Genomic DNA, 12300 nt, shown 5'->3' on the forward strand with positions numbered 1-12300 from the left:
TTCAGTAATAGCTCTGGCCTTCGGCCGCCATACGCACCAAGGGTGCACAAGGGGCAAAACGCGCGCCGTATTTGCGCACGTATTCTTGCATCTTATCCACCACGACCTGAATGCCCAGCTGGTGCATATAAAAGAAGGGGCCGCCAGTAAAAGGCGGATAACCTATGCCAAAGATGGCCCCAATGTCACCGTCGCGCGCCGAGGCGATCACGCCTTCATCTAGCGCCAGCGCGGCCTCGTTTAACATCAGTAAAACACAGCGCTCTGCCAGCTCTTGGGCGGGCAATTGGCTCAAGGGCTTGATCTGCAGCAATTTATAGACGCTTTCATCGACTAGTTTGGATTTTTTCGGCCGTTTCTTCGCCTCGTAACGATAAAAGCCCCGGCCATTTTTCTTACCCTTACGATTATCTTCCAGCAGCTTGTTAAAGGCCTCGGGTGCGATAAAACGCTCTCCCAGCTCAGTCGCTAAAATAGGCGAAATTTTAGTAGCAATATCTATGCCCACTTCGTCCAGCAACGTCATGGGGCCCACCGGAAAACCATATGCCACTAGCGCACGGTCGATGGCATCTATGGGCTCACCGCCCAGCAACAGCCGAGCCGCCTCATTTAAATAAGGTGCCAATATCCGATTCACGTAAAAACCGGCCTTGTCTTGCACCACGATCGGCGTCTTACCTTGGGCTCTGGCCAACTTCAACGCCGTGGCTACCGCGGTGGCGCAGGTGCCTGCATGAGGGATAACCTCGACTAAGGGCATTTTATCCACTGGGCTAAAGTAATGCAGGCCCAATATTTGCTCGGGTCTGGCAGCGTTTGCGGCAATCTGATGAATGGGCAAAGAGGAGGTGTTAGTGGCAAACACTGTACTGGGCGCACAGTGCGCTTCTACTTCTGCCACCATGTTCCGCTTCACCTCTAGGTCTTCAAAGACAGCTTCGACCACCATCTCAACACGTTCAAAACCGCTGTAATTCAGGGTGCCGGTGATATGGCCCAGCTGCTTGTGCATCTCGGGCTCGCGCAGGTGCCCTTTTCGCACCTTCGCCATTAATAAGCCATGCGCACTCTTCATGGCCTGATTAATACCCTGATGTGAAATGTCTTTAATGCGCACCGGTAAACCGGCGTGAGTGGCGCTAACATAGCCGATACCGCCGCCCATTAAGCCACCACCCAGCACGCCTATATGGCTGAGCGACTTGGGCTTAGCGCCCTGCCATTGGGTTTCTTTTTTCTGCTCGGTGGTGGCAAAAAATAAGTGACGCAAGGCCGCCGACTCGCAGCTCATCACTAACTCACCAAAGGCCTGCGCTTCGGCAGCCAAACCGGCTTGCATCCCCTGCTCTAGACCCACCTTAACCACCTGCAGCAGTTTAAACGGCGCCGGATAGTGATCTCCGGTTTTGGCTTTCACCCGGCGCTCGGCCTGCTCAAACACCAACTTGCGCCCGATGGGATTACCTTGCAGCACCCATTGGCTGAGCGATGAAGTCTGTTTGCTGTTGCGCGCCAAATTAGCTTTGCCTACCCTGTCTTTGGCAAGCGCAATCGCGGTGTCGAGTAAGATGCTCTCCGCGACCATGTCATCCACTAAGCCGCATTTAAGGGCTTGTTTGGCTCGCAGCTGCTTGCCGGTGAGCATCATATCCAGTGCCGTGGTTAAGCCCACCAATGCTGGTAAACGCTGCGTGCCGCCTGAGCCGGGTATTAGGCCTAACTGCACTTCCGGCAAACCGAGGCGCGTGTGAGGGACGTCACTGCACACTCGGCCATGACAGGCCAGCGCCAACTCTAAACCACCGCCTAGGCAAGGGCCATGAATCGCAGCGATAAGGGGAATATTTAGTGCCGCCAGTTGGTTAAATATGCCCTGCCCCGCTACTGATAAATCCCTTGCTTGCTCTGCGCTGCGGCAAGCGGCCAGCATGTTAACGTCGGCCCCAGCAATAAAGGAGTCTGGCTTGCCCGAGCGCAGCACCAAACCTTTAATGTGCGGATTGGCCGTTACCTCAGCCAACAAGGTATTCATTTCCACCACGAAATTTTCGCGCAGCGTGTTCATTCGCTCGCCGGGCACGTCTATGGTGATAATGCCAATCTCGTCTTGCAGCTGCAGGCTAAAAACAGACGCGGCTGTGTGCGGTGTTTCGCAGGTGACCTGAGGGTCGATAATTTGCTCTGTCATTGGGCTGCCTCCAACACCATGGCCACGCCTAGGCCACCGGCGGCGCAGGCCGTGGTGAGCGCCAAACCGCCGCCACGGCGATTAAGTTCGGTCAACGTTTGAGTGATCATGCGCGCACCTGTGGCGGCAAACGGATGCCCGTAGGCTAAAGATCCACCCAGGACGTTAAATTTCGTCATGTCGACTTCGCCAATGGCTTGGCTGCGATTAAGGTGCTGCTGGGCAAAGCGCGGGCTGGCAAACATCGCTAAGTTAGCCAAGGTTTGGGCCGCAAAGGCTTCATGCATATCGATTAAGTCCATGTCCGCCAAGGTACAGCCTGCCTTATCCAGCGCCAACGGCGTGGCATAGCTTGGGCCAAGTAACATGTCGTGTTGCACACTGATGGCGGCATACGCATAACTGCGCACATAGCCCAATGGCGTGAGCCCAAGCTCCTTGGCTCGGCTTTCCGTCATCATCAAAATAGCGGCCGCGCCATCGGTGAGCGGCGTACTGGTGCCCGCGGTTACAGTACCGTGGCGGCGTTCGAAGGCGGGCTTGAGTTTGGCGTAATCGGCCAATGTCGACTCGGCTCGAATATTATTATCTTGCTCAAAGGCGGCCTTAAAAGGCGGCACGTAGCAAGCCATCACTTGCTCGCTCAGTCTGCCATCTTGCCAAGCCTGCGTGGCCAATTGATGAGATCGCAGGGCAAATTCGTCTTGTGCTTCACGGCTAATACCATGACTTTTTGCCATTTGCTCTGCGGTTTGGCCCATGGATAGTCCAGTGGAATATTCGGCCACCGCCGGCGGCACTGGGGCCAAGTCCGCCAATTTTAAGCGACGCACTATGGCAAATTTGGCGCTCAAGGTTTTCGCCTTGCTCAAGTCCAGTAAAGCTTCGGCTAAACTTTTAGACACGCCAATGGGTAATACAGAAGACGAGTCAGCACCGCCCGCTATGCCCACCTGCAGTTGGCCGGCCAACATAGACTCGGCTAAGTTTGATACCGCTTGAAAGCTGGTAGCACAGGCGCGTGTCACGCTGTATGCATCCGTGGTGACTGGCAAGGTGCTCGCCAGCACGATTTCGCGGGCAATATTGGGTGCAGTGGGCATTTGCACTACCTGACCAAACACCAGTTGCTGCACCTCGCAGGCCTCCATAGGCGTGCGCGCCAGCAGCTCGTTAACTACCATGGTACCCAGCTCAAGAGCAGGAATGCCGCGAAAAGCACTCGCTTGACGGGCAAAGGGCGTTCTCAGTCCCGACACTATGGCGATGCGATCACCGTTGGGGGTAAGTAGTGGATTTTTCGCCGCCATGCAGGCTCCTTTATGAGCATAAATAATGAAACTGAGGCAATGAGTGCTAGCTGCTAAAATTGACCAATTAACCCTAATATCAATTAAACATGCGTTAATTACAGGTCTGACCTCAACTATGCTAGCAAAGAAAACTGCTTGGGAACACTGGCCATAACTTACTTACGTCACATATTGTTAACAAGACATACCTGACGTTTGCCCTGCCCGCTTAAGCCACACTTAGGCTTCAATTAGGCTTCACTCAAGCCTAACTTAGCCCGCCCTCGTCTAAACTCGGCATAAGTGGCGTCTGCTATATACTCGCATGGGGCTTTAATTATGCGTAAACTCTTCTTAGCCAACCTATTTCAACGGTGAGTAGATGATTTCTTTATTTAGGCGAAAGCAGAACGAGACCGACTCGGTCTCTAGCACTATGGCATTAAAACATCAGCGTTATGAAGATCTGGTGTATGCCGTGCATGGGGATTTGTTTCGCTATGCCTTTTGGTTGTGTCACGACCGCCAAGTTGCCGAAGACTTAGTGCAGGAAACGTTTTTACGCGCCTGGAAGTCACTCGACAGCTTACTGGACGATCAGGCAGCTAAAGCTTGGTTGATCACCATACTACGCCGAGAGAATGCGCGTCGCTTTGAGCGTAAGCGGTTTGACTTAGTGGATGTTGACACAGTATTGGTGCCCGATATGCAAAGTGTCAGTTTGGAACAAGGTATGGAAAACGAATGGCTGCGTCGCCACATAAGCTCGCTTGCCGAAGAATACCGTGAACCTATACTGCTGCAAGTGTTGGGTGGTTTTAGTGGTGAAGAAATAGCCGAGATCTTAGATTTGAACAAAAATACCGTGATGACCCGCCTCTTTCGCGCTCGTAATCAACTGAGAGCGGCGCTGGATAAAGATCCACAAGCAGGAGGTCAGGATAATGGATGAGTTAACGTTTCGGCAGCGCGCTTATGCTAACCCTCAGGATGCAGATCCAGATTTTCTGGCCGCTGCGGCTAGCTCTGAGTCTAATCAAGCCTTGGTTGATCAATTACAACGGCTTGATCTCCACCTGAGCCACGCCTTACAAGAGCCGGTGCCTAAGCACTTGGCTGCCACTTTATTGGCCATTCCCGATAATAACGCCGCCGCTAAGCCCAGCCTAGCGCCCAGTGCCGCATCGAGCCGAGCCCTAGGCTGGCGTCATTTGGCCATAGCTGCTTCTCTTACCTTCGTACTGGGCTTTTCGACCCGCTTTATTTCTTTTAATGATACCAGCCCCGCCTTGACCAGCATGAGCCAAATTGCCATGGAGCATGTGTATGCAGAATCTGCATTTACGTCAGGGGTGGATGAACAAGTGACGCTTACGGCGGTGAATGCCAAATTACAGCCCTATGGTACTCAGCTGCAAAGCTTAGCTGAGGTAGGGCAAGTGTATTACGCCAATCATTGTTTATTTGGCGACGGCCCAGCGGCGCACTTGGTTATTCAGGGGGAGCATCACAGGGTGCACGTATTTATCGTGCCCCCTAAGCGGGAGCTCAACAGCATTCGCCGCTTCTCTGATCAACGCTACCATGGCGAAATCGTACCCATGGAGCTCAATCATCTGGTGGTGATCGGCGAGCAAGACGAAGACATTGATGAGATGGCTAAAAAAATTCAATCCTCGTTAGAACGTTCTATCTAAGCAAAGCAATCGCCGCCATCAATACATAACAGCATCGCTGTAAGCCTAGCGCTGCTGTTATTCATGCCTTTAATAAGCTTGTCCCCTGTTATTGTTAAGCTGCGTTTTCTGCAAGTATGTGGCATGTCAGCGGCATTTGAGGTTTCGCATACTACGCATCACTTTCACCTTAAGCCTCTTTTATTACCACACTGCTATCCCCTCTTAAATAGTCTGTTATTCCTCTATGTCAGCTCAGCGTGTGGCCAAGATCACAGTAAACAGCTGCGTGTCTAAAAACCGACGGACAACTCCCGCAATGCGACATAAGGTTAGGGCAATCGAGAGTTATTCGACTTTATGGGGTAAGATCTTGTTTCGCACGTCAATATGACTGCATCCTCGTCACTTTATCTTTCCTTTTCATGGCAACGCACACGCCGCTCGGACTACAGGAATCCGCTATGACCATAGAAACTCCCATTCTTATTACCTTTATCAGTTATTTGGTGCTCACCATGCTGATTGGTGTGATTGCCTATCGCGCCACCAGCTCGCTCAGTGATTATATTTTGGGTGGCCGCCGTTTAGGCCCTGCCGTCGCCGCCTTAAGTGTGGGCGCATCAGACATGAGTGGTTGGCTATTATTGGGCCTGCCCGGTGCCGTATATTTGTATGGCATTAATCAGGCTTGGATTGGTATTGGCTTAGTGATAGGTGCTTGGCTTAATTGGCTATTTGTGGCGAAGCGGCTGCGAGTCTATACAGAGCAGGCCAATGACTCACTGACTATTCCCGATTTTTTAGAGAATAGACTGGCGGATCACAGCGGCCTGATCCGCGTTATCTCGGCCATTACTATCTTGGTATTTTTTATTTTTTATACCGCTTCCGGCCTAGTGGGCGGCGCCATTTTATTTGAAAAAGTATTTGGTCTGCCTTATATAACAGCCTTGCTGTTAGGTGGCGGAGTCATCATGGCCTATACCTTTATGGGCGGGTTTTTAGCGGTATCTTGGACTGATTTCTTTCAAGGCTGCTTAATGCTGCTGGCGCTTATCGTTTTACCTTGGGCGGTGATGAACGAGCTAGGGGGGGTTAATCAAACCTTAAACACCCTTAATGGCATGGATGCCACTAAGCTGGATTTATTTCACGATTTTTCCTTACTGGGCGGCTTAAGCTTATTGGCGTGGGGCTTGGGCTACTTTGGTCAGCCGCATATTTTAGCGCGCTTTATGGCTATCGACTCGCCAAATTCAGTGCCACTGTCGCGCCGCATTGCCATGAGTTGGATGATATTGTCGCTGTTCGGCGCCTTAGCTGTAGGCCTTGCAGGTGCTGTCTATTTTGCTGGTGTACCGCTGGAAAATTCGGAAACTGTGTTTTTAGCCCTCTCGCAAGCGGTATTTAACCCTTGGGTCGCCGGCTTACTGATTGCCGCCATTTTATCGGCCATTATGAGCACCATAGACTCACAGTTACTGGTGTGCTCCTCCGCCATTACCGAAGACTTTTATAAGCGCTGGTTTCGCCCCCATGCCCAAGATAACGAACTCGTGTGGGTGGGCCGATTCGCCGTGGTCGCGGTAGCCGTGTTTGCCATGTTCATCGCACTGGATCCAAAATCGTCGGTACTGGACTTAGTCAGCTATGCGTGGGCCGGCTTTGGCGCCGCCTTTGGACCCGTGATCATCTTGGCATTGTACTGGCCTCGTCTCACCCGTAATGGCGCCTTAAGTGGCATCGTATTGGGTGCCATCACAGTGATTGGCTGGAAACAACTCAGCGGTGGCCCGCTCGGCATTTTTGACTTGTATGAAATCGTGCCCGGCTTTGTACTTGCCAGCCTTGCTTGTGTGTTGATCAGCCGCTTAGGCACACCACCGAGTAAAACCGTGGTGCTCGGTTTTAGACGCATGGAATCAGAGCTTTAACGCGCATGTTAAATTGAGTTTAAACTCTAATTGATGCTCAGCATCACATCAGCATCAAAAAAGGAGCCCAAGGGCTCCTTTTTTTAAACAAATGTTTTACTTTTAATTAACAAATTCCTATGCTCGTCTTTCGTAAGGGTACGGTCTGTTAAGTCTGGTAAGTGTGCTGAATGAGGTAACAGAATAAGTGCACATCGCCGTACATTATTCACTAATACCACTTTGATGAGAGAGTCCTTCATGAGCAAATACCTACTCAAGTTGTCCCTTGTTGCTGCAGCCACCGCCATGGCTACAGGGCAAGCTCACTCTGCCGCATTTCAACTGGCTGAACAAAACGCCACCGGTATCGGCCGCGCCTATGCTGGTGAAGGTGCCATTGGCGATAACGCCTCCGTGCTGGGCCGCAATCCTGCGGCCATGACACTGTTTGATCGACCTGCGCTATCGGTCGGTGCCACTTACATTAATCCGGCGGTGGATGTAGAAGGTAAGCCCACTCAACGCCAAGCCGCTGGCGCAGCGCTGACTGGCTCACCGACTTCGTCTCAAGACATAGCTGATGATGCTGTGGTGCCCTTCTTTTATTATGTGCAACCGGTGAATGAACAATGGGCGGTGGGTTTTGGTGCTTTTACTAACTACGGCCTATCAACCACCTACCAAGATAATCATTATGCGGGCTCGGTGGCCGGTAAAACCTCGCTGAAAACCTTGAACTTAAATCCTAATATCGCGTTTAAAGCCAATCCTCATTTATCACTCGGCGCTGGGATTAATGCCGTGTATGCGGATGCGGAGCTTATTCGCCATGCAGGTATCGCTTCTCTGCAAGTAAATAGACAAACTGCAGGCCAGCCTTTTGCTACGTCACTGGCACCAGGCTCTGAGTTCGTGCGGCTAACAGGGGATGATTGGGGTTACGGCTGGAATATTGGTCTGTTATTTGAGGCGGATGAACATAATCGTTGGGCGCTCGCCTATCGCTCTAAGATAGATTTAACCTTAGAGGGCCAGTACTCAAGTGCACTCCCACAACTTCCTAATAATCAATCGTTAGCACCGGGTTTACCCGTAGGCACCAGCGGTATTAGCCAACCGGGGAAGTTAGACTTAAGTTTACCGGCCATGGCCGAATTATCGGGCTTCCACCAAGTTCAACCCGATTGGGCATTGCATTACGGCATGCTCTGGACTGAGTGGAGCACCTTCAAAGAGCTGCGCGCGCTTGATCCCCAAGGTGGCACTTATTTTGATAAACCAGAAGGTTTTGAAAACAGCTGGCGCATGAGTGCGGGGGCCACACATCAGCTCAATGATCAACTAACATTACGCGGCGGTATTGCTTACGATAAGTCGCCGGTGCCAGAGAGCGCACGCTCTATCTCTATACCGGACGTCAATCGCACTTGGTATACACTAGGGGCTACCTATGCTGTCAATGAAAACTTGAACATGGATGCCTCTTTTGCCTTCTTAGATGGCAAAAAAGTCGATGTGCAAGAAAATGATTTTACCTTTAAATCCGGTGGCGATGCCTACTTATTCGGCGTACAGATGAACTATGCATTTTAAATAATACGCAGTTAAGTTTGGGTGAATAATTACAGCTATTCCGACGGTTAAAGTGGCATAATAATGCATGATTGGCGCCCAGCAATGGGCGCTTTTTCATGGTTTTGTTTATCCAAACGCAATACTGTATATTTACTCGGTTGTTTTTATTTTTCGGGATCCTTATGCACTGTTTTGTAGCCAGACAAGCTATCTTGGATAGTCGTGGCAATCCGCTAGGGTATGAATTGCTATTTCGTACCAGCCTCGAAAATCGCTTTCCCAACATAGACTCGGAGCTGGCTACCCGACGGTTAATGGCTGAGCAATTTTTAAGCCAAAAAATCGAAGATCTTGTGGGTGACGCGCTGTGTTTCGTCAACTTTCCCGACGCACTATTGCGGGAAGGCATGGCTGAGTCTTTTGACCAACAGCAATTAGTGATTGAAGTACTGGAAACAGCGACTCCAGATGACGAGCTACTGACGTGCGTTAAACAGCTAAAAGAATTAGGCTTTCAGGTCGCCCTTGATGACCATATTCCCAGCACAAAGTGGGATAAGTTTTTGCCATGGGTAGATTATATCAAGATGGACTTGCGCCAAACCACAATGCAAGAATGTAAGAACCTGATTAAACGCAGCCAAAAGTATACTCAGTTACGTTTTATTGCCGAAAAAGTAGAAACGCAGCAAGAGTTCATGGCATCTCAGGACGCGGGCTTTAGCTTTTTCCAGGGCTATTACTTTCAACAGCCGCAGGTCATCAGCCGACGCATTCTCACCACAGACGAAATGACCGCCTTTGAATTACTGTCCGCCATCAGTGACGAAGATATCGATTATAATCGCCTCACCCAACTGTTTAGCCGCGATTTATCTTTGTCATATTACTTATTACGTTATGTAAATAGTTTACACATCGGCTACCGACAGCAAAACATAGATAACTTGCGTAACGCCATCGTGTTTCTCGGCCATCAGCAACTCAAGCGCTTTACCGCCCTTATGATGGCGGCTTATATCAGTAAAAATAAAAACATAGAGCTGTATCGACTTTCCATGATACGCGCCAAATGGTGCGAGCTATTGTCAGCAAAAGTCAGCCCTAGCCTGCAAGATGATGCCTTTCTTTGTGGTCTATTTTCTTTGCTGGATGCACTGCTAGAAAGGCCAATGGCCGACATTTTGCCCCATTTATCTGTCACTGAGCCGGTACGCCAAGCATTATTGGAGCAAAAGGGGCAATTAGGCTTTTTAATGGGCCTGATGCAAGATCATGAACAAGCCAATTGGCCGATGCTACAACAGCGCTTAGACTTTATTAATTTAAGCGCAGACGACAGTAACATGTTTTATGAAGAAGCCATCAAGTGGAGTAAAAACATCACTCAGCATCATCCTCTTTGATCACCCTGAGGGAGGAAACATTTAAGCCTCAGGGTTAAGCTAATTTAGTGCATTGTGATTAAATAAACCGCCTTAATGAACAGGCGGTAGCTCAAATTAGTTGGCATCATCTAGCGGCCTGAGCCAAGCAATATCTCTCGCAAAAAACACCTCAACTACACAAGATAGTTATGCCGCCCTTCTTTTATGCCGCCCTTCTTTGCTGCCAATGCCAAAATACCAATACCAAGATAAAGGCCAGTGTTGCCGCCAGTAACCCTAGCAGCACAGATGAACTGTAACCGAGAGCCACATAACCTATTAAGCTGACCACAGCAATCGAGAGCGCGTAGGGCAGCTGGGTAAGCACATGATCCATATGATGGCAGGCCGCGCCAGTAGAAGACAAAATAGTCGTATCTGAAATAGGTGAGCAATGATCGCCAAATACCGCACCCGCCATCACAGCCGACATAGCAGGCAATAATAGCTGAGCGTCTATGGCCATGGTCATGTCGGCGGCAATGGGCAGCATAATACCAAAAGTACCCCAACTGGTGCCTGTGGCAAACGCCATCATTCCCGCTAGCAAGAACAATACAGCGGGCAATAAGAACAATGGCAAGCTGTGTTGAACTAACGATGCCAAATATTGGCCGGTTTGTAATTGGCTGATCAAGCCCGCGATCAACCAGGCAAATAACAAGATATAAATCGCCGGCAGCATACCCTTCACACCCGTGGTGAGGGTCTGGCGCCAATGGGCAAGAGACACACCTTGTTGCACCATACCAAACACACACACCAATGCGCCTGCGACGCCACCAAACACTAACGAACGCCCGACATTGGTGTGTTCTAATGCGCCTAGCAAACTAAACTCAAGCCCCTCTTGCTTCAACGCATGAGCGCCGGTAAGCAGCAAGCCGACCACGGTCACTAAGGTTAAGGTGGCAATGGCCAATAATAAGTCTATTACTCGCCCTACTTGCTCACTGCTATCCTCAACCCCAGGAGGGGCGCCTTTACTGCTATCAAATAAACTCCCTTTTAAGGCCGCCTCTTCGTGGCGAGCCATGGCACCTAAATCCCAGCCGCCTCGAATCACCAGTAGCACCATAATAAGGGTGAATATCGCATAATAGTTCATGCTACCCATCATCAAGAAGCCGCCCAATGCGGAATGCTCGGTAATGCCGTGACTGACTAAAATACCGCCGACTAAGGCGATAATATAGGCGCCCCAAGAAGAGACAGGCATTAACACACACACGGGGGCGGCGGTAGAGTCTAATAAATAAGCCAACTTGGCACGCGAGATATTAAAGCGGTCGGTAACAGGCCGGCAAATAGTACCCACAGATAAGCTATGGAAATAGTCATCAATAAAAAAGACAAAGACTAATAACCCCGTCATCAGCTTAGCTTGACGCCTATTTTTAATACGGGTTTGTGCCCATTCAGCAAAAGCCAGCGTGGCACCAATGCGGCTTAACATGCTGATAATACAGCCCAATAACAGCAAGAAAGTAAGGATATTAACATTCCATTCGTTAACCGCATTATCTGACCAAAAAAGAGCCAAAGCGCTGCTTAAGACCAACTGCACTGCGCCAGTGACACTAAAATGCTGTAGCAATAGCGCCGCTAAAATAATACCTAAGCCCAGAGATAACAGCACTCGACGGGTAAAGACAGCTAACACTATGGCGAGTAACGGCGGCAACAACGACCAGTAGCTTTGAATAAAAGAAGATTCCACGACAACACCTAACACTGAGTTTTAATATAACGACGGATATCATCACCAGCAATCACATGCTGGCTAGCATAGTCGGGGTAAACGAGCTTACAACTTAACGTATGCAGTAAAGCCTATAACGTTAAATTTATGGCGTTACGTGTGCGACATAAGCAGGTTATAACGCTGGCACCTACTTTACCCTCTATCGCCTACTATGATGATTTTTCATGCGGGCATTACCTACACATGCCCGCTCTGTACCGATGAAGAATAGCTACGAATACTGGGGTTGAATACCTAACCGCGTATTGGGAAAACACATTTATCAACAGCACAAACGTCAGTCCAAAGAGCGGATTAACGGACGAGTGATGCAACTAAAGAGGGTAAGCCGAAGGATCTTACTGGCTGAGCACCAAAAATCAATATTTTTAACCTAAAATCGGCTATCAGACTGATTTTAGACGTTTTAACCTGAAAAATTTTCCGACATATTGTAAATCTTTAACTATGATTAG

General features: G+C 49.8%; 8 protein-coding genes. 5 read left to right on the plus strand and 3 right to left on the minus strand.

The window, feature by feature from the left end:
- Position 1: 1 nt before the first annotated feature.
- Both fadJ and fadI read right to left on the minus strand, forming a co-directional pair.
- Positions 2–2191 carry a fatty acid oxidation complex subunit alpha FadJ gene (gene fadJ, locus ACEN2G_RS06345; RefSeq protein ID WP_442020636.1) on the minus strand — a complete coding sequence of 730 codons (2190 nt, stop codon included), beginning with the start codon at positions 2189–2191 and terminating at the stop codon, positions 2–4.
- Positions 2188–3501 (minus strand): acetyl-CoA C-acyltransferase FadI, encoded by a 1314-nt coding sequence (gene fadI / locus ACEN2G_RS06350; RefSeq protein WP_442020637.1) that lies wholly within the window; start codon positions 3499–3501, stop codon positions 2188–2190. Before fadI ends, fadJ begins: the two co-directional genes overlap by 4 nt.
- 418 nt (positions 3502–3919) lie before the next feature.
- Here fadI and ACEN2G_RS06355 point away from each other — a divergent pair, with 418 nt between their 5' ends.
- The 5 genes from ACEN2G_RS06355 (at position 3920) to ACEN2G_RS06375 (ending at position 10059) form a co-directional block, all read left to right on the plus strand.
- Complete coding sequence (locus ACEN2G_RS06355) at positions 3920–4435, plus strand: sigma-70 family RNA polymerase sigma factor (protein ID WP_442020638.1); 516 nt, start codon at positions 3920–3922, stop codon at positions 4433–4435.
- Entirely contained in the window at positions 4428–5180 is a 753-nt protein-coding gene (locus ACEN2G_RS06360; RefSeq protein WP_442020639.1) for a DUF3379 family protein, read from the plus strand. Before ACEN2G_RS06355 ends, ACEN2G_RS06360 begins: the two co-directional genes overlap by 8 nt.
- A gap of 443 nt (positions 5181–5623) precedes the next feature.
- The gene (gene putP, locus ACEN2G_RS06365) at positions 5624–7096 is read left to right on the plus strand and encodes a sodium/proline symporter PutP (protein WP_442020640.1); all 1473 of its coding nucleotides are present in this window, start codon (positions 5624–5626) and stop codon (positions 7094–7096) included.
- 240 nt (positions 7097–7336) lie between these two features.
- Positions 7337–8671 carry an outer membrane protein transport protein gene (locus tag ACEN2G_RS06370; protein WP_442020641.1) on the plus strand — a complete coding sequence of 445 codons (1335 nt, stop codon included), beginning with the start codon at positions 7337–7339 and terminating at the stop codon, positions 8669–8671.
- Between the two features lie 164 nt (positions 8672–8835).
- A complete protein-coding gene (locus ACEN2G_RS06375) occupies positions 8836–10059 on the plus strand; it encodes an EAL and HDOD domain-containing protein (RefSeq protein WP_442020642.1) in 1224 nt (407 codons plus the stop codon).
- A gap of 184 nt (positions 10060–10243) precedes the next feature.
- Here the strand turns inward: ACEN2G_RS06375 and ACEN2G_RS06380 are convergent, their stop codons facing one another.
- Complete coding sequence (locus tag ACEN2G_RS06380) at positions 10244–11800, minus strand: Na+/H+ antiporter NhaC family protein (RefSeq protein ID WP_442020643.1); 1557 nt, start codon at positions 11798–11800, stop codon at positions 10244–10246.
- Between the last annotated feature and the right edge of the window lie 500 nt (positions 11801–12300).

Source organism: Oceanisphaera sp. W20_SRM_FM3, assembly GCF_052119705.1.
Lineage (GTDB): Bacteria > Pseudomonadota > Gammaproteobacteria > Enterobacterales > Aeromonadaceae > Oceanimonas.